This is a genomic window from Paractinoplanes tereljensis (genome assembly GCF_016862435.1).
In the GTDB taxonomy this organism is placed as follows: Bacteria; Actinomycetota; Actinomycetes; order Mycobacteriales; family Micromonosporaceae; genus Actinoplanes; species Actinoplanes tereljensis.
This window is the reverse complement of sequence record NZ_BOMY01000037.1, coordinates 21,146-44,039: the sequence shown is the minus strand read 5'-3', so window position 1 is coordinate 44,039 and position 22,894 is coordinate 21,146. Positions and strand designations below refer to the sequence as shown.

The 22,894-nt window shown below is 71.5% G+C and carries 17 protein-coding genes; 7 read left to right on the top strand and 10 right to left on the bottom strand.

What is annotated here, in order from left to right:
• Position 1: 1 nt before the first annotated feature.
• The 4 genes from Ate02nite_RS28230 to Ate02nite_RS28215 all read right to left on the bottom strand — a co-directional run bounded on the left by Ate02nite_RS28230 (position 2) and on the right by Ate02nite_RS28215 (position 5,524).
• The gene (locus tag Ate02nite_RS28230) at positions 2–1,027 is read right to left on the bottom strand and encodes an ABC transporter permease (protein WP_203810857.1); all 1,026 of its coding nucleotides are present in this window, start codon (positions 1,025–1,027) and stop codon (positions 2–4) included.
• Positions 1,024–1,887, bottom strand: coding sequence for an ABC transporter permease (locus tag Ate02nite_RS28225; protein WP_203810856.1), 864 nt, complete (start codon positions 1,885–1,887; stop codon positions 1,024–1,026). Before Ate02nite_RS28225 ends, Ate02nite_RS28230 begins: the two co-directional genes overlap by 4 nt.
• Entirely contained in the window at positions 1,880–3,511 is a 1,632-nt protein-coding gene (locus Ate02nite_RS28220; protein ID WP_203810855.1) for an ABC transporter substrate-binding protein, read from the bottom strand. The genes Ate02nite_RS28225 and Ate02nite_RS28220 overlap by 8 nt, the downstream gene beginning before the upstream one ends.
• Positions 3,512–3,640: 129 nt before the next feature.
• A complete protein-coding gene (locus tag Ate02nite_RS28215; RefSeq protein ID WP_203810854.1) occupies positions 3,641–5,524 on the bottom strand; it encodes a primary-amine oxidase in 1,884 nt (627 codons plus the stop codon).
• A gap of 162 nt (positions 5,525–5,686) precedes the next feature.
• Here Ate02nite_RS28215 and Ate02nite_RS28210 point away from each other — a divergent pair, with 162 nt between their 5' ends.
• The gene (locus Ate02nite_RS28210; protein ID WP_203810853.1) at positions 5,687–6,373 is read left to right on the top strand and encodes a GntR family transcriptional regulator; all 687 of its coding nucleotides are present in this window, start codon (positions 5,687–5,689) and stop codon (positions 6,371–6,373) included.
• Position 6,374: 1 nt separating this feature from the next.
• Here Ate02nite_RS28210 and solA read toward each other — a convergent pair whose 3' ends face one another.
• From solA to Ate02nite_RS28185, 5 genes are all read right to left on the bottom strand, one after another.
• Positions 6,375–8,648: an N-methyl-L-tryptophan oxidase gene (gene solA, locus Ate02nite_RS28205; RefSeq protein ID WP_203810852.1), complete on the bottom strand. Its 2,274-nt coding sequence runs from the start codon at positions 8,646–8,648 to the stop codon at positions 6,375–6,377.
• A gap of 26 nt (positions 8,649–8,674) precedes the next feature.
• A complete protein-coding gene (locus Ate02nite_RS28200; protein WP_203810851.1) occupies positions 8,675–10,090 on the bottom strand; it encodes an aldehyde dehydrogenase family protein in 1,416 nt (471 codons plus the stop codon).
• A gap of 9 nt (positions 10,091–10,099) precedes the next feature.
• On the bottom strand, positions 10,100–11,554 hold the full coding sequence (locus tag Ate02nite_RS28195) for a glutamine synthetase family protein (protein ID WP_203810850.1): 1,455 nt from the start codon (positions 11,552–11,554) through the stop codon (positions 10,100–10,102).
• Positions 11,547–12,842, bottom strand: coding sequence for a Rieske 2Fe-2S domain-containing protein (locus tag Ate02nite_RS28190; RefSeq protein ID WP_203810849.1), 1,296 nt, complete (start codon positions 12,840–12,842; stop codon positions 11,547–11,549). Before Ate02nite_RS28190 ends, Ate02nite_RS28195 begins: the two co-directional genes overlap by 8 nt.
• Before the next feature lie 104 nt (positions 12,843–12,946).
• Positions 12,947–13,543, bottom strand: a complete 597-nt coding sequence (locus tag Ate02nite_RS28185) for a TetR/AcrR family transcriptional regulator (RefSeq protein WP_203810848.1) — start codon at positions 13,541–13,543, stop codon at positions 12,947–12,949.
• 163 nt (positions 13,544–13,706) lie between these two features.
• Here Ate02nite_RS28185 and Ate02nite_RS28180 point away from each other — a divergent pair, with 163 nt between their 5' ends.
• Genes Ate02nite_RS28180 through Ate02nite_RS28155 form a run of 6 tightly spaced genes read left to right on the top strand, consistent with a single transcriptional unit; the run spans position 13,707 to position 22,372 of the window.
• Positions 13,707–15,254, top strand: coding sequence for an amino acid permease (locus Ate02nite_RS28180; protein WP_239147759.1), 1,548 nt, complete (start codon positions 13,707–13,709; stop codon positions 15,252–15,254).
• A complete protein-coding gene (locus Ate02nite_RS28175; RefSeq protein ID WP_203810846.1) occupies positions 15,251–16,048 on the top strand; it encodes an urea amidolyase associated protein UAAP1 in 798 nt (265 codons plus the stop codon). Before Ate02nite_RS28180 ends, Ate02nite_RS28175 begins: the two co-directional genes overlap by 4 nt.
• Positions 16,045–16,644, top strand: a complete 600-nt coding sequence (locus Ate02nite_RS28170; protein ID WP_203810845.1) for an urea amidolyase associated protein UAAP2 — start codon at positions 16,045–16,047, stop codon at positions 16,642–16,644. Before Ate02nite_RS28175 ends, Ate02nite_RS28170 begins: the two co-directional genes overlap by 4 nt.
• 15 nt (positions 16,645–16,659) lie before the next feature.
• Positions 16,660–20,145, top strand: a complete 3,486-nt coding sequence (locus Ate02nite_RS28165; RefSeq protein WP_203810844.1) for a 5-oxoprolinase/urea amidolyase family protein — start codon at positions 16,660–16,662, stop codon at positions 20,143–20,145.
• Positions 20,145–21,782, top strand: coding sequence for an allophanate hydrolase (gene atzF / locus Ate02nite_RS28160; protein WP_203810843.1), 1,638 nt, complete (start codon positions 20,145–20,147; stop codon positions 21,780–21,782). The genes Ate02nite_RS28165 and atzF overlap by 1 nt, the downstream gene beginning before the upstream one ends.
• Positions 21,782–22,372, top strand: a complete 591-nt coding sequence (locus tag Ate02nite_RS28155; RefSeq protein WP_239147758.1) for a biotin transporter BioY — start codon at positions 21,782–21,784, stop codon at positions 22,370–22,372. The genes atzF and Ate02nite_RS28155 overlap by 1 nt, the downstream gene beginning before the upstream one ends.
• Here Ate02nite_RS28155 and Ate02nite_RS28150 read toward each other — a convergent pair.
• Positions 22,356–22,883 carry a fascin domain-containing protein gene (locus tag Ate02nite_RS28150; RefSeq protein ID WP_203810842.1) on the bottom strand — a complete coding sequence of 176 codons (528 nt, stop codon included), beginning with the start codon at positions 22,881–22,883 and terminating at the stop codon, positions 22,356–22,358. The two genes, Ate02nite_RS28155 and Ate02nite_RS28150, sit on opposite strands and share 17 nt — an antisense overlap.
• Between the last annotated feature and the right edge of the window lie 11 nt (positions 22,884–22,894).

Genomic DNA, 22,894 nt, shown 5'->3' with positions numbered 1-22,894 from the left:
GTCAGGCCTTCCTCAAACGCGGGTCGAGCGCCAGGTAGAGCAGATCCACGAAGACGTTGACCAGGGTGAACAGCAGGGCGATGGCGAGTGCCGCGCCCTGCACGATCGGGTAATCGCGCTGCAGGATCCCGTTGACCAGCAGGTTGCCGACGCCGGGATAGGAGAAGACGGTCTCGGTGATCACCGAGCCGCCGAGCAGCGAGCCGAACTGCAGGCCGAGCACGGTGACGATGGGCAGCGACGAGTTGCGCAGCACGTGCCGGCGCAGGATCGCGGCCGGCGACAGGCCCTTCATCCGGGCGGTGCGCACGAAGTCGTCGCCGAGCACCTCGAGCACCGAGGCCCGGACGATCCGGGTGATGAACCCGGCCATCGACAGCGCGAGGGTGGTCGCCGGCAGGATCAGGTGTTCGAGCCAGGGCCAGATCAGCTCGGGCCGGTCCTGCAGGATCGCGTCGAGCAGGACGAAGTTGGTCAGTGGGTGGTAATCGAGCGCGTTCGGCAGCCGGCCGATGACCGGCAGCCAGCGCAGCCAGACCCCGAAGACCACGATGCTGAGTACGCCGAGGGCGAACCACGGCAGCGAGAAGCTGACCGTGCCGATCGTGCGGGTGGCGGTGTCGATCCAGGTGCCCCGGCGCAGCGCGGCCAGGATGCCGGTGAGCATGCCGATCAGCACCGCGATCAGCATCGCCGCCACGGTCAGCTCGATGGTGGCCGGCAGCGTGTCGCCGAGCAGGCCGGTGATGTCGTTGCCGCCGTAGAACGAGCTGCCCAGGTCGAGGTGGACGATGTCGCTCAGGAAGCTCCAGTACTGCGAGAGCAGCGGCTTGTCCAGGCCGAGCGCGGCGTTGATCTTCTCGGTGTTGGCGGTGATGTCGGCCGCGGTGGCCGTTCCGGAGGCACCGCCGGCGGCCAGGCCGGTGGCCGGCGAGCCGGGGAGCAACCGGATGGCGGCGAACACCATCGTGCTCAGCACCAGCAGCACGACCGGCACGGCGGCCAGGCGCTTCAGAACCAGCCTCATCGGTCCCCCCGGGGGTCGAGGGCGTCGCGCAGGTCGTCGCCGATGAAGTTGCAGGCCACCACGAAGATCAGGGTGGCGGCCGCGGGCAGCACCACCAGTCGCGGTGCGGTGTAGAGGAACTCCTGGCCGGCCTGCACCATGTATCCCCAGTCCGGGGTCGGAGGCTGGATGCCCAGCCCGAGGTAGGAGAGCCCGGCCGCGAACCCGGCGGCGACCGACAGCGTCATCACCACCTGGGCGAGCATCGGCCCGGCCATGTTCGGCAGCACCTCCTGCACGAGGATGCGAGGTGCGCGGGTGCCGCCGAGGCGGGCGGCGAGCACGTAGTCCCGGCCGGCCTCGCGGGCGGCCAGCGCGCGGGCGAGCCGGCCCAGGCCGGGGGCGAGGGCGGTGCCGATGCCGACGACCAGGCTGCCGACGCCGGGGTTCCAGGCCGAGACGATCAGGATGATCAGCAGCATCGACGGGAACGCCAGCGCCAGGTCCATCAGGCGCATGAGCACCCACTCGACCTTGCCGCCCGCGTACCCGGCGATCATGCCGATCCCGATGCCGAGCACCGCGGCCAGCGCGGTGGACAGGAACGCGACGAGCAGCAGCGGCCGGGCGCCGTAGAGCATCCGGGCCAGTTCGTCGCGGCCGAGGTCGTCGGTGCCGAACAGGTGCCCGGTGGCGCCCAGCGGCAGCAGTGCGTCGGCGGTGTTGCGGGTCGGGTCGGCCGAGATCAGCAGCGGCCCGACGATCGCGGTGACCACGAACAGCACCACGACGAGCCACGAGCCGGCGGCGAGGGGCCCGCGCCCGAGCCTCCGCGCCGCGAACGCGGTGCGGAGGCCGGACGTGGTGGTCGAATCAGACACTCGCGGTTTCCATGAAGCAGCGGTGGTTGCCCAGGGCCTTCCAGTTCATGTTGGTCACCTTCGCGCCGCTGACCACCGGGTTGGAGGCGCAGACCAGCATCGAGAGGGTCATGTACTTGTCGGCCCACTCGCGGGCGATCTCGCTGTACCGGGCCTTGCGAGCGGTGGCGTCGGCGATGTTCTTGGCCTCGAAGAGCATGTCGGAGTACGCCGCGGCGCCGTCCAGGGTGGTGAAGCCGGAGATGAAGTCGCCGTAGACGCCGGACGGCTTGGCCAGCGAGCCGATCATGTCGTCGGCGTCAGGGTAGTAGCCGTTGCGCTCCCAGATCATCAGGTCGTGGAATTTGTCGTCCGGGGTGAGCAGCCGGTTGAAGTAGGTGGCCGGGTCCACCGAGTCGGTCTCCACCTTGAGCCCGATGTCGGTGAGGTTCTGCGCGATGAGCTGCGCGGCCTTGGGGTGCCAGCTGTCGCTCGCGGCCATCAGGCGTACCGTCCGGCCGGTCGCGCCGGCCTCGGTGATCAGCCGCTTGGCCTCGGCGATATCGGTCTTCGAGATATCGGCCAGGGTCGCGTCGTACGCGTCCTGGTTCGGCGGGATGGTGTAGCCGTCGGGCAGCACCGCGGCGCCGAAGAAGGCCTGGGTGATCAGCGCCTGCCGGTCGATCGCCAGGTTGATCGCCTTGCGCACGTTGAGCTCGGGGATGCGCCGGACGTCCATCATCATGAACGCGTCGAAGCTCTTCGGGGTGTCGTAGACGGTCACCGACTTGTCGCCCTTGAGCTGTTCGAGGGCCGAGTACGGGGTGAACTGGGTGGCCGACACGTCGCCGGACAGCAGCGAGCTGACGATCGTCGACGGGTCGGTGACCTGCTGCAGCACCAGCCGGTCGATCGGCGGCTTGCCCTTGTAGAAGCCGTCGAACGCGGCCAGCGTCACGTTCTGGCCGGAGGTGGCCGAGACGAACTTGAACGGGCCGGTGCCGACCAGGTTCTTGCCGATGTCGGCGCCGTACTTGGTCAGGGCGGCCTTGGAGATGATCCGGCCGCCGATGTCGGAGAGCCGGCCGAGCAGGGTGCGGTCCGGCTTCTTGAGCACCATCACCACGGTGTTCGCGTCCGGCGCGGTGAACGACGTCATGTTGTCGCCGATCGCCTTGAGCGTCTGCGAGGCGCCCTTGGGCAGGGTCTTGTCGTTGGCGTCGAACTGCCGGTTGAGGGTGGCCAGCACGTCGGCCGAGGTGAACGTGGTGCCGTCGTGGAAGGTGACGCCCTGGCGCAGCTTGAAGGTGTAGGTGAGCTGGTCGTCGGAGATGGTCCAGCTCTCGGCCAGGTCGGCGACCGGCTCGTTGGTCTCGAAGGAGATGAAGGTCAGGCCGCGGCAGACGCAGTCGACGACCATCCAGTCGCCGAGGGTGGTGTAGAAGGCGGGGTCGTTGATCGCGCTGGTGCCGTCGATGGCGAGGGTCAGGGTGCCACCGCTGCGGGTGGTGCCGCCGGAGGCGTCGTCCTTCTCGGCGGCGACGCCGCAGGCGGCGAGCAGGCCGGTGAGGCCGGCACCCATGCCGAGGATGGAGGCGCCGCGCAGCAGTGTGCGGCGGGAGACTGCCTGGTTGCCAAGGTCCATGGGGAGCAACTCCAGGGGGTGTATTAAAGTCTGCCGATTTGGGATTTCATTCGAAGGAGATTGGATCCAATTATTGCGGCCGCACGTCGCGGTCGTGTGTCCCGAATGTGAACGGATCTTTTCGGGGAGCTAGGAAGACGCGGGGTCGGGGATGTCCAGGGCCGGGTTGCGGTCGAAGAAGCCGTCCGGCTCCAGCACCAGGTGGATGGCCTCCACCGGCATGACCGGCCACTGTTCCGGGCGGGGCAGGTGGTGCACGCCGAGCACCGGCCAGACGACGAGGGGGACCCCGTCGATCGAGCGTTCCTGGCGCTGCCAGACGTGCACGCCGTCCTCGCCCGGCTCGGCGTGGTTCGGGTACTGGCCGCCGATGAACTGCTCGTCCTCGGCGTACGGGGTGGCCCAGACGTGCTGGTGGATGAAGGGCGCGCGGCGCGACATAACCGATTCCGGCCGGCCGAAGCTGCGGGTGGTGTTCGGGATGACCAGGCGGTACGCGGTCGGGTCGCCGTACCGGTTGGTGCGCTCGGCGCTCTCGATCCGCCAGTGCCGGGCGATGCTCGGGTCGTTGCGCATCCCGGTCTCCACGTCCAACGGCTCGCGCACGTAGCGGACCGCATTGCCGTAGGGATTCAGCGCCGGGTCGGATTCGGCCTCGGCGTGCTCCTCGACGAGCCGGTTCAGTGAACCGTCGATCGCGGTGTCCAAGCGGATGCCGAAGTAGTGCTGGTGGATCGGGGTCTGAACGAGCTCGGAGACCTTCCGGCCGTACGGCGCGTCGGCCCCGGCTTCGATGCCCGAAGCGGACAGGATGCCGGTCAGCTTGACCTCCAGCTCGATCCGGCCGTCCTGGTAGAGCGTCCAGTAGAAGCCGTAGTCGTAGTTCGCCACGGTCTGGAAGTTGGAGATGATCAGCCGCCGGGAGCGGCGCACCTCGCTGACCCCGCGGCGCAGGTCGTTGTGCTTCCACAGGATGCTGGCGTCTTCTTCGTGCATACAGATCGCGTTGCCGGTGGTGACCGGCTCGCCGTACCCGCCGAGGTGCACGCCGTCGAAGTAGTGGATGGTGCCGAGGCAGTCGCAGCCCAGGGCGAGCGAGTTGGTCAGCGGGCCGGCGCCGTACTCGCCCCAGTCGAAGAAGTTCTTGCGATATTGGGTGGAGTTGGAGTCGAGGTACGGCACGTACATCTCGTTGCAGGCCGCGCGCTTGAGCACCGACCGGCCGAGGAACTCCAGGTCGTAGAGGACCAGGCCCTCGCGGTGGGTGAAGCCGACCCGGAACGTCCAGCCCTGCCAGTCGACCTTCCAGCCGTCGACGGTGAAGCTCGGTCCGTCGGCCTGCACCACCTCGAGGGGCTTGAGCCCGGCCCGGTCCGGCCCGAACGCGCCGGTGGCCAGCGAGCCGGCCTCCTCGGAGACCGGGATGACCCCGTGGTCCTCGACCTCGAGCACCTCCATGGTGTGCATGTCGATGATCGGCACGACGCCCTGGACCGGCCGGGCGTACCCGTTGTCGTCCTCGGTGGTGCGGTGCCAGACGGTGCCCCAGGTGACCCGCCGGTCGCGGTACTTCTCCTCGAAGCCGCCCATCGACTCGGCGTCGATCATGACCAGCGAGACGTCGTGGATGCCCCGGCGGGCCAGCGCTTCCCGGAACAGCGGGCTCTCCCGGCAGGCCTGGGCGGCGGCCCGGGCCTCGTCCGAGGTGATGCCGGGCCGCCGGGGGTCGACCGGACGCCAGTCGGTGCATTCGGCCGCGTCGCCGGCGATCAGCACGTCGATTTCCCAGGCTTCGCCGCCTCCGGCGGACATAGCAACCAATCCGAGGCGTACGCCGTCAGAGGAGCTCCGGGCATGCGCCTCATCGAGGGTGGCGCCCCAGAAACGAGGGCGCTCGCCGAGCCGGCCGTCGGCCCGCGCCGCGGCGACCGCGAGGGTGATCTCGCCGGGGGTCAGCGGGTCCAGCGGGTGCGCGCGGGCGGCCGGGGTGGGAGTGGTGTGGCACGCGCTCATCGGCGGCTCCTGTTCATCGGCTGACTCGGGACGACATTACGGCAGTTCGGGATACCTTCACAGTCATGATGGATCCAATCTTTAACAGTTGGGCTCCCATATTTGACCGACGGCTTGCTATCGTTTCTCCCCATCCCCACTCCTGGATCGAACGAGGGCACTATGGACACCAGCTCGCCTGCGTCGAGCAGCGCACTCGTCGACGAGACGGCCGCCGCCATCCGGGCCCGGATCATGTCGGGGGAGATCCCGATCGGCGCCCAGCTGCGGCAGGCCGAGCTGGCCAAGGCCCTCGGCGTCAGCCGCACCCCGGTCCGCGAGGCGCTGCGCCAGCTGCAGACCGGCGGCCTGATCGAGGTGGTGCCCAACCGCGGCGCGGTGGTCCGGGTGCCGGCGCCCTGGGAGGTCCGGGAGGCGTACGAGGTGCGCGCCGAACTCGAAGGCCTGTCCTGCGTGCGGGCGGTCCGGCGGATCACCCGGGACGGCTTCGAGGAGTTGCGGGCCACCAACGAGCTGCTGCGACCGGGCGACGGTCCGCCGAACGCGGCGTCGCACGCGGCCAACGACCGCTTCCACACGCTGATCCACGAGATCTCCGGCAACGACCGGCTGGCCCGGGTGATCAAGGAGATCAACGAGGCGTTCCCGCGCAACGTCTCGGCGCTGGTGCTGCAGGAGCACCCCCGGCACCGGGACGACAACTTCGCCGAGCACGAGCGGATCCTCGCCGCGCTGGAGGCCCAGGACGACGAGCTGGCCCGCCGCGAGATGCAGTCGCATGTGATCAGCGCCGGCGAGCAGCTGGCCCGCTGGTACGAACGCCGCTCCGCGACGGTCTTCCGAGGCTGAGTCATCCGAGCTCGCCGAGCGCTTCCGGCGAAAGGAAGTCCAGATCGGGCCGCTGCTTGCCGAGCGCCAGATCGGCCAGGCCCGCGCCGATCGCCGGCCCGAACTTGAAGCCGTGCCCCGAGCAGGCCGCCGCGACAAGCACCTGCGGCGTCCCGGCCAGCGCTCCGACCGCGAACCGGTTGCGCGGCGCCATCGTGTACCGGCACGCCACCGAGTCGACCACGTCGCCGTTCGCGGCGGGCAGGAACCGGCGAGCGAGACCCAGCAGGGTGGCGGCCTCGGCCGCGGTGACCGGCGTCTGCGGCCGGTCCGGGTCGTCGGCCGGCCCGTGGTCCAGCCCGATCTTCATGGCACTGCCGTCGAAGGCCGGCAGCCCGTAGAGCAGGCCCACCCCGGGGACCTCGACCGAGAACGGGCCGAGCGCGGGCGCCGACACCGCGGCCGGGTCGGTGGCGCCGATGTGGATGTTGACGATCCGGACCACCTTGAGCAGGTCGGCCAGCTCCGGCACCAGCGCGCCGGTCCACGGGCCGGCCGCGATCACCAGGCGGTCGGCGCGCAGCAGCCCGTCGGCGGTGCGGACCGTGACGCCCTCGCCGTCCGCGCTCCAGCCGTCGACCCGGCAGCCGGTCCGCCGGTCCACCCCGTGTTCCAGGCTCAGCTCGCGCAGCGCCCGCATCGCGGCGGCCGCGTCGAGCACCCCGGCGGCCGGGTCGTAGACCGCGCCGAACTCGTCGCCGAGCCGCAGGCCCGGGAAGAGCTCCGCGGCGCGGGCCGCGTCGACCGGCACGCAGTCGGGGCCACGCAGTCCCGCCTCGCCGACGGGTCGGGCGTAGAGGCCGCCGGTGGTGGTCAGCAGCTGGGTGCCGGACGCCGCCGACAGCTCGGCCCAGGCCAGGTAGGCGCGGTCGACCAGGTCGTCCCAGATCGGGTTCGGGTAGGCCCGGCGGATCATCCGGATGTGCCCGTGCGACGAGCCCTCGGTGTGCCCGTCGGGGAACCGGTCGAGCTGGATCACCCGGGCCCCGCGCTGGGCCAGGTGCCAGGCGGTGGACGAGCCGTGCACCCCGGCGCCGACCACGATCACGTCGGTCCGGCTGCTCGATCGGACCGGGGCGGTCCGCCGGCCGAGCGCGGAGACCAGGGCGTCCACGTCGGACTCGTCGTTGTAGACGTGCACCGAGGCGCGGACCACCGCGTCGAGGCCGCGTCGTTCCAGATCCCAGCGGCCGTGGTGGGCCGGGACGGCGACCAGGTGCACCCCGGCGGCGCGCAACCGGCGTACGGTATCGGCCGGTTTCTCGTCGTCGCGGACGAAGGTGACGATCGCCCCGCCGCCGGCCGCCGGGTCGGTCAGCCGAACCCCGGGCAGGTCGGCCAGGGCGCCGCGCAGCCGGTCGGCGAGCCCGGTGGCATACCGGCCGATGGCGTCGACGCCCAGCGTGAGGGTCTCCTCCAGGGCGGCGCCGAGGCCGAGTCGCAGGGCGTGCGAACTCTCCCAGGTCTCGAAGCGGCGGGCGCCCGGGGCCAGCTCGACCAGGTCGCCGCTCTGCCAGACCGCGCCGCGGACGTCCGGGTGCGGCGGGTGCAGCCGTTCGCGCATCCGCGGCGAGACGTAGAGCAGGCCGGTGCCGCGCGGGCCGCGCAGGAACTTGCGGCCGGTGCCGACGATCAGGTCGATGCCGGCCACGTCGAGTGGCAGCTGGCCCAGGGACTGGGTGGCGTCGAGCAGCAGCGGCACCCCGGCCGCCTCGGTCAGCGCGGCGATCGCGGCCACCGGCTCGATCAGCGCCGAGGAGGTCGGCACGTGCGCCACGGTGACCAGCGCGGCCGGTTTGCGCAGCGCGGCCGCGAGGGCGTCCAGGTCGACGGTGCCGTCGGCGGCGCAGGGCAGCACCTCCACCTCGATGCCCCGGGAGCGGCGCAGTTCGAACAGGTGCAGGGCCGAGCTGACGTAACTGGACGCGGCGGCGAGGATCCGGTCGCCTGCCTGCAACGGCATCGCGTCGATCGCCCGGTGCCAGGCCACGGTGGCGCTCTCGGTCAGCGCGATGTCCTCGGGCTGCGCGCCGATCAGCTGCGCGGCCAGGGCGTACACCCGCTCGGAGCGTTCCTTCGCCGCCTCGGCTGCCTCGTAGCCGCCGATCCGCGCTTCGAGGCGCAGGTGCTCGATCACCGTGCCGAGCACGGTCTCGCTGGGCAGCGCGGCGCCGGCCGCGTTGAGGTGCCGGGCATACCGGGCGCCGGGGGTGGCGTCTCTGGATGTTAAATGCACGAAATTGGATCCCATCTGGCTAACGCTCACAGCGCGATCACGACGCCCTTGGACTCGCAGAACGAGTGCAGCGCCTCGTCGCCGAGGTCGCGGCCGAGCCCGGAGTCGCCGACGCCGCCGAACGAGAGTGCCGGGTCGAAGATGTTGTAGGTGTTCACCCACACCGTGCCGGCCCGCAGCGCGGCGGCCATCCGGTGCGCGCGGGACAGATCGCGGGTCCACACCCCGGCGGCCAGGCCGTACCCGGTGTCGTTGGCGATCGCGATCGCCTCCGCCTCGTCCTCGAAGGCGATCACCCCGGCCACCGGCCCGAAGATCTCCTCCTGGGCGATCACCATGTCGTTGGTGACCCCGGTGAACAGCGTCGGCTCGACGAAATACCCCGGCCGGTCCGGCACGGTGCCCCCGGCCCGCAGCTCGGCGCCTTCGGCGACACCCTTCTGGATGTACGCCAGGACGATCTGCCGCTGCTCCTCGGAGACCAGCGGCCCGACCGAGATGCCACCGTCCAGCCCGTTGCCGACCGGCACCTTCCGGGTCGCCGCGGTCAGCCGCTCGACCATCTCGTCCAGGATCGACCGCTGCACCAGGATCCGGCTGCCGGCCGTGCACATCTGCCCGGAGTGCCCGAACGACGCCCGCATCGCGGTCGCGGTGGCCGCGTCCAGATCGGCGTCGGCGAACACGATGTTCGGGCTCTTGCCGCCGAGTTCCAGGGTGACCCGCTTGGTGGTGACCGCTGCGGACGCCATCACCCGGCGGCCCACCTCGGTCGAGCCGGTGAACGACACCTTGGCCACGCCGGGGTGCGCGACAAGCGCCGCGCCGGTCCGCCCGTCGCCGGTGAGCACGTTGAGCACGCCGTCCGGCAGGCCGGCCTCGGCGCAGAGCGCGGCCAGCCGCAGCATGGTCAGCGGGGTCTGCTCGGCCGGCTTGACCACCACGGTGCACCCGGCGGCCAGGGCCGGGGCGAGCTTGTGGGCGGCCGTCATGATCGGGAAGTTCCACGGCAGGATCAGCGCCACCACCCCGACCGGTTCCAGGACGGTGTAGACGTGGTGGGCGCCGCCGTCGATCGGGACGACCGTGCCGGTGAGCCGGCCCGGGGCGCCCGCGAAGTGCCGGAAGTCCTTGGCCGAGAACGCGGTGTCGGCCCGGGACCGCTCGATCGGCTTGCCGTTGTCCCGGGTCTCCAGGACCGCCAGCTCCTCGAGGTTCTCCTCGATCAGGTCGGCGATCCGGCTCAGCACCCGGGTGCGCTCGATCGGCGGCAACCCGGACCAGCGGCGGTCGGCGTGTGCTCGCCCGGCGGCCCGTACGGCGGCGTCCACGTCCTTGCCGGTCGCCTGGGCGACCGACGTGATCAGCTCGCCGCTGGCCGGGTCGAGCACCGGGATCGTCTCGCGGTCACCCGCATCGAGCCATTCACCGTCGATGAACATGGTGTCCTCTCAGAACAGGTCGAAGTATTCGCGCTGCTCCCAATCGGAGACGTGCGCCAGGTAGCGGGCGAACTCGTCGCGTTTGATCCGGCTGTACCAGTCGACGACGTCGGGGCCGAGCGCGTCGGCGAATGCCGGATCCTGCGCCAAAGCGGTGACCGCCTCGCCCAGGGAGCGGGGGAGCAGGGTCGCCTCGGCCGCGTACGGGTTCTCGGTCGGCGGCCCCGGATCGGTGCCGCGGGCGAGTCCGTCCAGGCCGCTCACGATTTGCGAGGCGATATAGAGGTACGGGTTGGCGGCCGGCTCGCCGGACCGGTTCTCCAGCCGCGCGCCGGTGTCCGAGCCACCGCCGACCACCCGGACCATCGCGCCCTTGTTGTCGGCGCCCCACAGCACCCGGTCCGGCGCGAGCGAGAACGGCAGGTACCGCTTGTAGCCGTTGACCGTCGGGGTGGTGAACGCGGCCGCCGCCGGCGCGTGCGCGAGCAGCCCGCCCAGCCAGTGCCGGGCCGTGCTGGACATCAGCTCTTCGTCCGGCCCCGGGTCGAAGGCCGCCCGCCCGGTCTCCCTCTCCAGCAAAGACTGGTGCAGGTGCCAGCCGGTGGACGCGGTCGCCGTGCCGGCCGGGCGGGACATGAACGTGGCGTGGTAACCGGCCCGTTGACACAGCTGCCGGATCGCCGACCGGGTGAGCGTCACGTGATCGGCGGCGGCTGCGGCCCCGGTCGCCGACAGGGTGATCTCCAGTTGACTCGGGCCGAACTCCAGCTCGATCGAGCGCAGCGGCAGGTCGAGTCGCTGCAGGCCACGCTGCAGCAGCTGGACCAGATCATCGACCCGGTCCAGACCCTCCTCGTGCAGCAGCTGGCTGCCGCGGCTGACCGCGGCCTCCTCGCCCCGGAAGACGTGGAACTCCAGCTCGACGCCGACGGTCAGGTCGTAGCCGGCGTCGGCGAGCCGGTCGAGCTGCCCGCGCAGCAGGCTCCGGGTGCAGTACGGCACCGCCGACCCGTCCGGGAACCGCAGGTCGCACAGCACCCAGCCGGTCTTGGAAGCCCACGGCAGCACCCGGAACGTGGTCGGGTCGGGCACCAGCACCACGTCCCCGGCACCGGCGAACCCCTTGGCCGCGTCGGCGGTGAAGACCGGCAGGGCCGACCGGCCGGAGGAGTCCTTGAGCAGCAGCGAGCTGGGCGCGGTCACCCCGGAACGGAACGCGGCCGGCACCGCGGCCCGGGTCAGCGTCTTGCCGTGCAGCACACCGTGCTGGTCGGCGAAGGAGAACCGGACCAGCTCCAGGCCGAGCTCGTCGATCACCCGGCGAGCCTGGGCCGCGGCGGCATATTGGGCCTGGGTCCACAGGTCGTGCCGGTCGATGAAACCGCCACGCTCGGCGGCCAGCATCGGCCGGGCGTCCCAGCCGCCGCCGCCCTCGGCCACCGGGCGTTCGTCGACGCTAGGCACGGGATGCCCACGGCGACTTCGACCGGCGCTCGGACTCGCGACGACGCCAGGTCGCCTCCCAGTCGGCGGTCGGCGCGATGGTGTCCACCGCGAGCGGGCCGGTCAGCCCGGCGCCGTGCGCCGGCAGCGGGCCACCGGCCGCGTGCGCGTCGATCGCGCGCAGCAGCTTGCGCCGGTTGGCGGTCACCGCCCGGTCCGAGACGCCCAGCCGTTCGGTGGTGCGGTCCTGGATGCGGCCCATGCTCTCGACCGCCCACTGGTCGTGGACGTTGATGTCCAGACCCATCCCGGTGTACGTCAGATCGCGCTGCTCGGCCGGGTCGTACCCCCAGTTGTTGGCCCGATTCCGCAGCGGCCGGTAATCCGGCAGGCTGACCTCGGACAGGCGCTGCGCCAGCAGCGTCTCCTTGTCGGTCTGCTCGGCGAAGTCGTAGAAGATCATGTACCAGTAGTGGTTCTCGTCGTCGACCGGCACGTGCCACTGGATGAAGACCTTGTCGTTGCCGAACGGCACCACGAACGCGTTGGGGAACACCAGGTTGGTGATCCGCACGTGCCGGATCTCCTCGGTGAGCTGCCGCAGCGCGTACACCCGCAGGCCGTACTCGGTGTCCTCGACCTCGATGTCCGGCCGGAACGCGTCGCCGACCAGCTTGGACAGCTTCTGCCCGGTGCCCTCGACGATCTCGCTGAACTGCTGGCCGTACACCTCGCGGGGATCTTCGTCGATGAACCGGTGCAGGAAGGACACGTGGCTCGGGTCGATGCCGCCCTCCAGGCCCTGCAGCCAGTTGCACTCCCAGAGGCCCTTGAAGGCGAAGGTGTACTCGTCGGGGGCCTCGAGCGCGTCGTAGCCGGGCAGCGGGGGCGGGTCGCCCTCGCCGAGGTAGGCGAACACGATGCCGTTGCGTTCCACGCAGGGGTAACTGGGGATGCGCACCTTCTCGGCGAAGCGGCTGTGCGCCGGCTCGGCCGGTTGTTCGGTGCAGCGGCCGTCCGGCCCGTAGAGCCAGCCGTGGTAGAGGCAGCGCAGTCCGCCGTCCTCGTGCCGGGCGAAGGCCAGGTCGACCCCGCGGTGCGCGCAGAACCGCCCGACCAGGGCCCAGCCGCCGTCCGGCTGGCGGAACAGCACCAGGTCCTCGCCGAGCAGGCGGACCGGCTTGACCTGCCGGTCCGGGGCCAGCTCGGAGACCAGCGCGGCCGGCTGCCAGTACGCGCGCATCAGCTTGCCGAGCGGCGTGCCGGGCCCGCTGCGGGTGACCCGTTCGTCCTCCTCGCGCTTGAGCACGCGGCCTCCCCATCGTCGGCATCCGATCCAGCCAAGATTGGATCCAATCCTGACACGGCTTTGATCACGGGGAAAGGGCCGTCGTGTTTCCGGTCGGTGTCGGCTCAGCCCAGAAGGCGCAGGGCAGCGCTGGCGACCGCGTCCTGCAGGGTGTCGGCGGGCGGGAGAGTGGCGAGGTCGCGGCGCATGCCGATGACGCTCTCCACCAGGCCGAAGACGAGCTCGCCGGTGATCTCGGAGCCGCCGGCCGCGGCGGTCAGCGACCGGTAGACCGCGCGCAGTGCCTCGCGCTCGTGCCGGAACTGGGCGAACGGCTCGGACGCGGTCTCCGGCAACGCGTACAGGATGCCGATGTTCCAGGGGGCGCCGAGCAGGACGCCGACGTCGTACCGGATCAGGGTGTGCAGCGCGGCCGCCGGGGCCAGGCCGGCCAGTGAGTCGGCGAAGGTCAGCGACGGCCGCACGGTCGCCTCGAGCAGCTCGGCGAGGATCTGTTCCTTGTTGTCGAAGTGGTAGTACAGCGACGCCTGCCGGATGCCGACCCGTTCGGCGATCAGCCGGGTCGAGGTCGCGGCGTACCCGCGCGAGGCGAACAGCTCGGCCGCGGCGTCCAGGATCTCCTCGCGGGCGGTGGCCGACGGCAGCCGCCGGGCGCCGGAGCGGGGCCGGCCGACCGGGGCGGCGGAGGTCGGGGAACTCACGACCTGAATGGTGCCACGGCCCGCGCGGCGTAACGCCGCCGATACATCCGGCAACCCAAGCTTTACGGCCGGGAAACCGCTGCCGCCCTCGTCACCGGAAATCTGTCAACTGACAGATATTGACCCTGAGGAGGCGGTCGTGTCCCCAACCTCTGCTCCGCCAGTGCCTTTGAAGAGTGATGCCGACTCCGCCGATCTGCGCGGGTTCGGATACGAGCCGCAGCTGCATCGCAGCATCGGCAGCTACGCGTCGTTCGCCGCCGGTTTCTCCTTCGTCTCCATCCTCACCACGGTCTTTCAGCTGTTCGCCTTCGGCTTCTCGTTCGGCGGCCCGGCCTTCTTCTGGACCTGGCCGCTGGTCTTCGCCGGCCAGTTCATGGTCGCCCTCAACTTCGCCCAGCTGGCCGCCCGCTACCCGATCTCCGGCTGCATCTACCAGTGGTCGCGGCGGCTCGCCAACGCCACGGTCGGCTGGTTCGCGGGCTGGGTCATGATCATCGCGCAGATCGCCACGGTCGCCGCGGCCGCGATCGCGCTGCAGGTGGTGCTCCCGTCGATCTGGTCCGGCTTCCAGCTCGTCGGCGGCGACCCGGCGCTCACCTCGACCACCGGCGCCACCAACGCGGTCATCCTCGGCTCGGTGCTGATCGCGATCACCACCGTGATCAACGTGATCGGCGTCCGGCTGATGTCGATCGTCAACAGCATCGGCGTCACCCTGGAGATCATCGGCGTGGCCGCCGTGGTCGTCCTGCTGCTCACTCACGCCGAGCGCGGGCCGGGCGTCGTCTTCGACACCGGCGGCACCGGCACCGGGCTCGGCTACGTCGGCCCGTTCCTGGTCTCGGCGCTGATGGCGGCGTACGTGGTGGTCGGTTTCGACTCGGCCGGCGAGCTCAGCGAGGAGACCCGCGATCCCCGGCACACCGCCCCGCGCACGATCCTGCGGGCGCTCGCCGCGGCCGGGATCGGCGGCGGCCTGATGCTGATCGCCGCCCTGATGGCCGCGCCCAGCCTGACCGACGGCCGGCTGGCCACCGAGGGCCTGCCCTACGTGCTGACCAGCCGGCTCGGCGAGACCGGCGGCCGGATCCTGCTGATCGACGTGGCCATCGCCATCGCGGTCTGCACCCTGGCCATCCAGACCGCCGGCAGTCGGATGGTCTTCTCGATGGCCCGCGACGACGTGCTGCCGTTCTCGGCCGCGCTCCGCAAGGTGTCGCCGCGCACCGGTGCCCCGGTCCTGCCGGCCATCGTGGTCGGGGTCGGCGCGGCCGGGGTGCTGCTCGTGAACATCGGCCAGCCCGCCCTGTTCACCGCGATCACCAGCGTCTGCATCGTGATGCTCTACATCGCCTACGCCCTGGTCACCGTCCCGCTGCTGTACCGCCGGCTGAAGGGCTGGCCGGACAACGAGGAGGCGGCCGCCACCGAGCGCGGCGGGAAGCTGTTCTCGCTCGGGAAGTTCGGGATCGTCGTCAACGTGCTGGCCGTGGTCTACGGCATCGGCATGATCTTCAACCTCGGCTGGCCCCGGCCCGAGGTGTACGACCCGGCCGGCGCGCACTGGTACCTGCACTACTTCTCGCTGCTGTTCGTCGGCGGCGCGCTGCTCGCCGGTGGCCTGGCGTTCCTGCGCTACCGCACCCGGGCGATGTCGCTGCACATCACGCTGCCGGCGCCGGCCGTCGCGGAAGCAGAGACCGCGTGAGCACCGCCACCACCGCCGGGGCGCGGGCGCACGCCCGCGCCCAGGGCGGCACCGTCGTCGAATGCATGCCAACACTTCCAGCCGGTGACGGGCTCACCTGGGCCGAGACCATCCCGGGCGGCGGTTACGCCAGCAAGCGGCTCGCTCGCGGTTCCACACTGCAACTGACCGATGTGTACGGCGACGCCTGCGTCTCGGTGCTGCTGTTCAACGCCGACGAACCGTGGGAGCGGCTCAACGTCGCCGACACCGTGAAGGTGCTCTGGCAGGCCTACGTCGGCGCGGGGCACCTGCTGCTGTCCGATCAGGGGCGGGTGCTCGCCTCGGTGACCGCCGGGGCGGCGGACCGGTCGGACACCTTCTGCGGCACGTCGACGCTGCTGAGCAACACCGAGCGATACGGCGACGGCAGCCCGCAGGGGCCGACGCCGGCCGGGCGGGAGCTGTTCACGGTGGCCGCCGCCAAGCACGGGCTGACCCGCCGGGACCTGCCGCCGAGCATCTCGTTCTTCCAGGGCCTCCGGGTTGGCGACGACGGCGGGTTCACCTGGCTCGGCTCGGCCGGACCGGGGGCGACCGTGGAGCTGCTGGCCGAGATGCCGGTGACGGTACTGCTCGCCAACGTGCCGCACCCGCTCGATCCGCGGCCGGCGTACACCTGCTCCGCCGTACGCCTAAAAGCATGGACCGGAACGCCGACCGCGCCCACCGACGACCTTTGGTCGCGGTCGCCGGAAGGCGAACGGGCCTTCCTCAACACCGCCGACTACCTGACCGCCCGGGGGCTCGCATGAGTGTGCTCGACGTGATCGTGGAGGCGCGGGCGCCCTGGTCGGCAGTCATCCGGCGCGGGCAGGTGCTGACCATCGAGGACCTGAAGGGCAACCAGGCGGTCGACTGCCTGCTCTACAACGCCGACGACACCAGCGAGCGCTACTCGGCGCCGGACACCATCGCCGCGCAGGGCAACATCTTCCTGACCACCGGCAGCGTGCTGCGTTCCAGCGAGGGCCGGCCGCTGATGACCGTCATCGCCGACGAGGTCGGCCGGCACGACACGGTCGGCGGTGCGTGCAGCCGGGAATCAAACACCCTGCGGTACGGCCACCACACCAAGCACCAGCACGCCTGCGTGGAGAACTTCCTCATCGAGGGCAGTCGCTGGGGTCTGGGCAAACGCGACCTGGTCAGCAACATCAACTGGTACATGAACGTGCCGGTCGACCCGGACGGCAGCCTCGGCATCGTCGACGGAATCTCGGCGCCCGGCCTGACCGTGTCGCTGCGGGCCGAGATGGACGTCCTCGTCCTGGTCTCGAACTGCCCGCAGATCAACAACCCGTGCAACGGCTTCGATCCCACGCCGGTCCGCATGGTCGTGACGCAGTAAAGAAAGGCCGCTCTCATGTTCGACACCCTGCTCGTCGCCAACCGCGGCGAGATCGCCGGCCGGATCATCCGCACCGCCTCGCGGATGGGCCTCAAGACGGTGGCCGTGTACTCCGACGCCGACCGGGCCGCCCCGCACGTCTCGATGGCGGACGTGGCGGTCCGGCTCGGCCCGGCCCCGGCCCGGGAGAGCTACCTGCTCGTCGACCGGGTGCTCGACGCGGCGCTGTCCACCGGCGCCGGTGCCGTGCACCCGGGTTACGGCTTCCTCTCCGAGGACGCCGGGTTCGCCACCGCGGTCGAGGAGGCCGGGCTGATCTTCGCCGGGCCGACCCCGGCTCAGCTGGCCGCGTTCGGCGCCAAGCACACCGCGCGGGAGTTGGCGTCGGCCGCCGGAGTGCCGATGATCGAGGGGACCGGGCTGCTGTCCGGGCTGGACGAAGCCCTCGCCGCCGCCGAGCGGATCGGCTATCCGGTGATGGTCAAGGCGACCGGCGGGGGTGGCGGCATCGGCCTGCAGGCCTGCTTCGACGCCGCCGCGCTGACCGCCGCCTTCGACCGGGTGGAACGGATGGCCGTCGCCAGCTTCGGCAGCGGGGGAGTGTTCCTGGAGCGGTACATCCAGCAGGCCCGGCACGTCGAGGTGCAGGTCTTCGGGGACGGCGCCGGGCGGGTGGTCGTGCTCGGCGACCGCGATTGCAGCCTCCAGCGCCGCAACCAGAAGGTGATCGAGGAGGCGCCCGCCCCCGGTCTCCCCGCTTTGATTCGTGAGCAGCTGCACTCGTCGGCCGCCGCGCTGTGTTCGTCGGTTTCCTACCGCTCGGCGGGAACGGTCGAGTTCGTCTACGACGCTATTTCTGAACGGGCGTCATTTCTCGAGGTCAACGCCCGGTTGCAGGTCGAGCACCCGGTCACTGAGGCGATCTACGGGATCGACCTGGTCGAGTGGATGCTGCGCCTGGCTCAGGGCGACACCGACATGCTTGCCTCGGTGCCATCGGCGTCGGGGGCCGCGGTCGAGGCCCGCGTCTACGCGGAAGACCCAACCCAAAACCACCGGCCAAGCGCCGGCTTGATCACCCAGGCGAGCTTTCCCCCAGATGTACGGGTGGACGGCTGGGTGTCGGCCGGGACCGAGGTGTCGACGGCGTACGACCCGATGCTCGCCAAGGTGATCGTCTCCGCGCCGACGCGTTCTCTTGCCTTCCAGGCGTTACGTGAGGCCCTGTCGGCGACCCGGATCGACGGCATCGAGACCAACCTGGGCCTGCTGCGAGCCGCCGCGTCGCATCCCGGTGTTCTGGACGCCACTCACTCGACGGCCACGCTCGCCGACGTGCACGACGAGGAACCGCGGATCGTCGTCGAGCGGGCCGGCACGATGACCACGGTGCAGGACTGGCCCGGCCGGACCGGGCTGTGGGAGGTCGGCGTGCCGCCGTCCGGGCCGATGGACGACCTGTCGTTCCGGCTGGGCAACGAGGCGCTCGGCAACCCGGTTGGCGCCCCCGGCCTGGAATGCACGGTGGACGGGCCGGCGCTGCGCTTCACCGCGCCGACGACGATCTGCGTGACCGGCGCGGCCGTCCCGGTCACCGTCGACGGGGTCCGGGTGCCGCGCTGGGAGCCGGTATCGGTGCCCGCCGGGGCCGTTCTGGACGTGGGTAAGGCGACCGACGGCGGGTTACGGGCTTACGTTTTGTTTGCCGGCGGCCTCGACGTGCCGCTCTACCTGGGCAGCGCGTCCACGTTCACGCTCGGCCAGTTCGGCGGGCACGGTGGTCGGGCGCTGCGAGTAGGCGACGTTTTGCGCACATTCAAGAGCGCGGCGATCCGCGGGCCGGTGCCGGTCGAGCAGCGGCCGGTGATCCGCCGGGACTGGCAGATCCGGGTCACCGAGGGCCCGCACGCCGCCCCCGAGTTCTTCCTCCGCTCCGACATCGACGAGTTCTATGCGGCCGAGTGGACGGTGCACTTCAACTCCGCCCGCACCGGCGTCCGCCTGGTCGGGCCGAAACCCCGCTGGGCCCGCACCGACGGCGGCGAGGCCGGCCTGCACCCGTCCAACATCCACGACACCCCCTACTCGGTCGGCGCCATCGACTTCACCGGGGACGTGCCGATCCTGCTCGGACCGGACGGCCCCAGCCTCGGCGGTTTCGTCTGCCCGGCCACCGTCATCACCGCCGAACGCTGGAAACTCGGGCAGCTCAGTCCCGGCGACACGGTGCGCTTCGTACCGGTCTCCGACCTCGACTTCACCCCGCTGATCAGCGCGGTCGACGACGGCATCCTGGCCCGCGGCGAGGACGTCACCTACCGCCGGTCCGGCGACGACAACCTGCTCATCGAGTACGGCCCGATGACCCTCGACCTCGGCCTGCGGATGCGGGCGCACGCCCTGATGGACCGGCTGCGCGCGGAGGGCCTGGCCGGCGTGGTCGACCTGACCCCGGGTATCCGGTCGCTGCAGGTGCACGTGGACCCGTCTCGTCTTCCGGTGCGGAAAATCCTGGGTCTTGTCCGCGAGCTGGAAAATGAGATGCCGCGCGACCTGGAAGTGCCCAGCCGGATCGTGCACCTGCCGCTGAGCTGGGACGACCCGGCCACCCGCGAGGCGATCGCTCGCTACATGGCCGGGGTGCGCGACGACGCGCCCTGGTGCCCGTGGAACATCGAGTTCATCCGCCGGGTCAACGGCCTGGACAGCGTCGAGGACGTCTACCGCACCGTGCACGACGCCAGTTACCTGGTGCTCGGCCTCGGCGACGTCTACCTCGGCGCGCCGGTGGCCACCCCGCTCGACCCCCGGCACCGCCTGGTCACCACCAAGTACAACCCGGCCCGCACCTGGACGCCGGAGAACGCGGTCGGCATCGGCGGCGCCTACCTGTGCATCTACGGGATGGAAGGGCCGGGCGGTTACCAATTCGTCGGGCGGACCGTGCAGGTGTGGTCGCGCTGGAAAACCCAGCCCTGGCTGCTCAACCACTTCGACCGGATCCAGTGGTACCCGGTCGGCGCCGAGGAACTGCTCGACCTGCGGGCCGACGTGGCCGCCGGACGGCACCGGCCACGGATCGACGAGGGCACCTTCCGGCTCGCCGAGCACGAGGCCTTCCTGGCCGAGAACGCCGCCTCCATCGCCGACTTCCGGGCCCGGCAGTCGGCCGCGTTCGGCCAGGAACGGGCCGACTGGGCCGCCGCCGGCGAGTTCGACCCCCGGCCCGAGCCACCCGCCCCGCCGGCCGCGGCCGAGGTCACCGTCCCCGAGGGCGGGGTGCTGGTCGAGGCACCGTTCGTGTCCAGCGTGTGGCGGATCGACGTGCGGCCCGGCGACCGGGTCGAAGCCGGGCAGCCGCTGCTCGCCCTGGAAGCGATGAAGCTCGAGACCGTGGTGACCGCGCCGCGCGCCGGGCTGGTCGCCGACATCCTGGTCAGTCCCGGCACGCAGGTCGCGCCGGGGAACCCGCTTGTCGTACTCGCCGGAAGGACCCTTTGATGACAGTGCAGGACCGCGTCCGTGCCGCCTACGCCCAGCTCGCCCTCGGCGAGCGCCCCGAAGCGTGGATCACCCTGCGCCCGGCCGAGGCCGTGTTCGCCGAGGCGGAGGCGGTGGCGGGCCGGCTCGCGGCCGGCGAGACCCTGCCGTTGGCCGGGAAACTGGTGGCGGTCAAGGACAACATCGACGTCGCCGGCCTGCCGACCACGGCCGGCTGCCCGTCCTACGCCTATACGCCGGTGGTCAGCGCCGCGGCCGTGCAGCGGCTCGTCGACGCCGGTGCCATCGTGCTCGGCAAGACCAACCTCGACCAGTTCGCCACCGGGCTGGTCGGCACCCGCAGCCCGTACGGCGCGGTGCGGGACGTCCGGGATCCGGCGCGGGTCTCCGGCGGTTCCAGCTCCGGTTCGGCGGTGGCGGTCGCGCTCGGCATCGTGGATCTGGCGCTCGGCACCGACACGGCCGGCTCGGGGCGGGTGCCGGCCGCGTTCCAGCAGATCGTCGGCATCAAGCCGACCTACGGCGTGGTGCCGACGTCCGGCGTGGTGCCGGCCGCCCGCAGCCTCGACTGCGTGACGGTTTTCGCCCGTACCCTCGCCGAAGGCCGCGAAGCCGTCGCCATCATGAGTGAGCCTTTCCCGGCCGATGCGCCGCTTGCGGCGCCGCCGCAGCCGGTGATCGCGGTCCCGGACCGCGACGAGTTGTTGCACATGTCCGAGGAGTGGCTGGACGCGTTCGAGCGGGCGGCGAAAACCCTGGAGAGCGCCGGGGCGCGGCTGCGACCGATCAAGCTCGCGCCGTTCCTGGCGGCGGCGAAGCTGCTGTACGAGGGCGGGTTCGTCGCCGAGCGGTACGCGGCGGTCGGCGCCTTCATCGACTCGCTTCCGGACGACGTCGATCCGACCGTCGGCGCGATCATCGGGAAAGCCCGGGACATCCCGGCGCACGTGCTCGTCGCCGACACCGAACGGCTGCAGAAGCTGCGCGACGAGGCGATGGCCGAGTGGGGCGACGCCGACGCGCTGCTGCTGCCGACCGCGCCCTTCCACCCGACGATCGCCGAGGTCACCGCCGACCCGATCGGCGTGAACGCGCGGGTGGGCACGTACACCAACTTCTGCAACCTGTTCGGGCTGGCCGCGGTCGCGGTGCCGGCCGGGATCGGCGTCCAGGTCATCACCAGGGGCTTCGCCGACGCGGTGGCCGCCGACATCGCCGCGCTGCTTGTCGGCCCGGAACCGGCCGTGCCCTACTCGGCCGGGCTGCCGCTGCTGGTGCTGGGCGCGCACCTGACCGGCCAGCCGCTCAACCACCAGCTCACCTCGGCCGGCGGCCGGCTCTCCGGGCCGGTCCGGACCGCCGCCGAGTACCGGATGTTCGCCCTGCCCACCGCGCCGCCCAAGCCCGGCCTGCTGCGGGTCGCGCTCGGCGGCGCCGCCATCGCCGGCGAGCTGTGGGAGCTGCCGCCCGCCGCGCTCGGGCCGTTCCTGGCCGCGCTGCCCGCGCCGATGGCCCTCGGCCAGGTGCGGCTCGCCGACGGGACCTCGGTCACCGGGTTCCTGTGCGAGCCGGCCGCCCTCGCCGACGCCCCCGACATCACCGCCCACGGCGGCTGGCTCGCCTACCTGGAGTCCTGATGAACAGTGTTGCCCTGCACGCTCCCCGCTTCGTCCTCGGTGACCTGCTGCTGACCCGGCTCACCCGGCACCGGGCCACGGTCGCCCTGGTCACCGGCGGGGCCGCGGTGATCGGGCTGTCGGCCCAGATCGCCGTACCCATCCCCGGCAGTCCCGTTCCGGTGACCGGGCAGACCCTGGCGGTCCTGCTCATCGCGGCCGGCCTCGGGCCGTGGCGGGGCACGGCCGCCTGCGTGGCGTACGTCGTGGCCGGCCTGGCCGGGGTCCCGTGGTTCGCCGGGGGTGCGGCCGGCTTCCCCGGGGCGACCTTCGGTTACCTGCTCGGCATGGTCGCGGCCGGCGCGGTCGTGGGCGAGCTGGCCCGCCGCGGCGCCGACCGGACGCCGTGGCGGGTGGTGCCGACGATGGTGCTCGGCAACGCGATCGTCTACCTGTTCGGCGCCACCTGGCTCGCCGTGTCCCTGCACCTCGGCGCGGCCACCACGATCCGGGTCGGCGTGCTGCCGTTCCTGCTCGGCGACGCGGTCAAGGTCGCCATCGCGGCGGGCCTGCTGCCCGCCGCGTGGCGTTTCCTCAGACGTTGCAGGTAAACAGGAACTTCTCGGTGGTGCCCAGGGTCGTGCGGTTCGAGTCGAAGGCCGCATAGGTCCGGCCGCCGCCCCCGACCGCGCCCAGCAGGTGCCCGTCGAACGCCCGGATACCGAACCGGCCGGCCCCGTCGCTGACGAAGGTGAACTTCTCCCAGTCCCGCAGCACCGTCGCGTCGGTGTGCAGGACGTCCGGGTAGGTGCCGCTGCTCAGACCACCGCTGGCGACCGCGGTCACGTAGTAGCCGAACGCGGTGCGCAGGCCGTAGTGGCTGTTGTCGCCGGTGTTGACCAGGGTGAACCGCTCCCAGGTGGACGCCACGGTGGCGTTGGTGTGCATCACGTCGGTGGTCCGCCCACCGCCGCCGACGGCCGTGACGTAGTTGTTGGTGGCGGTCCGGATGAAGCAGGTGTTCGGGTCGGCCGCCTGCGCCGGCCCGGCCCCCAGCAGGGCGGCCGCGGCGGTGAACACCCCGGCGAACAGGCTGCCGAGGATCTTGGTGCGGTGTTTCATGCTCGCTCCCC

Bases quoted from the DNA above. Each gene is read 5' to 3' on its own strand.
- Ate02nite_RS28220 (WP_203810855.1), bottom strand. From the start codon at position 3,511: ATGGACCTTGGCAACCAGGCAGTCTCCCGCCGCACACTGCTGCGCGGC.
- Ate02nite_RS28230 (WP_203810857.1), bottom strand. From the start codon at position 1,027: ATGAGGCTGGTTCTGAAGCGCCTGGCCGCCGTGCCGGTCGTGCTGCTG.
- Ate02nite_RS28165 (WP_203810844.1), top strand. From the start codon at position 16,660: ATGTTCGACACCCTGCTCGTCGCCAACCGCGGCGAGATCGCCGGCCGG.
- atzF (WP_203810843.1), top strand. From the start codon at position 20,145: ATGACAGTGCAGGACCGCGTCCGTGCCGCCTACGCCCAGCTCGCCCTC.
- Ate02nite_RS28150 (WP_203810842.1), bottom strand. From the start codon at position 22,883: ATGAAACACCGCACCAAGATCCTCGGCAGCCTGTTCGCCGGGGTGTTC.
- Ate02nite_RS28215 (WP_203810854.1), bottom strand. From the start codon at position 5,524: ATGAGCGCGTGCCACACCACTCCCACCCCGGCCGCCCGCGCGCACCCG.
- Ate02nite_RS28155 (WP_239147758.1), top strand. From the start codon at position 21,782: ATGAACAGTGTTGCCCTGCACGCTCCCCGCTTCGTCCTCGGTGACCTG.
- Ate02nite_RS28170 (WP_203810845.1), top strand. From the start codon at position 16,045: ATGAGTGTGCTCGACGTGATCGTGGAGGCGCGGGCGCCCTGGTCGGCA.
- Ate02nite_RS28200 (WP_203810851.1), bottom strand. From the start codon at position 10,090: ATGTTCATCGACGGTGAATGGCTCGATGCGGGTGACCGCGAGACGATC.
- Ate02nite_RS28210 (WP_203810853.1), top strand. From the start codon at position 5,687: ATGGACACCAGCTCGCCTGCGTCGAGCAGCGCACTCGTCGACGAGACG.